At 64.0% G+C, this 275-nt stretch carries 1 tRNA gene; it reads right to left on the bottom strand.

Features of this window, described 5'->3' with window-relative positions:
• Positions 1 to 172 precede the first annotated feature (172 nt).
• Positions 173 to 246 (bottom strand) — tRNA-Gln (locus G6N75_RS04300).
• Between the last annotated feature and the right edge of the window lie 29 nt (positions 247 to 275).

Consider the following 275-nt stretch of genomic DNA (forward strand, 5'->3'; position numbering starts at 1 on the left):
AGACCAGGATGACCGGCGCCGCTGCGCGGCACCGTTTCCTGGTCCCCCAGCCAAAAAAATGGGCCCCTGTCGGGGCCCAGATCTCGGACCAGGATGACCGGCGCCGCTGCGCGGCACCGTTTCCTGGTCCCCCAGCCAAAAAAATGGGCCCCTGTCGGGGCCCAGATTTTTTTGGCTGGGGGACCAGGATTCGAACCTGGGTTGACGGAGTCAGAGTCCGTAGTCCTACCGCTAGACGATCCCCCAATTCGGGAAACGCGATCCGCGGATCAGCG

The organism is Thioalkalivibrio sp. XN8 (genome assembly GCF_011058255.1).
GTDB lineage: Bacteria > Pseudomonadota > Gammaproteobacteria > Steroidobacterales > XN24 > XN24.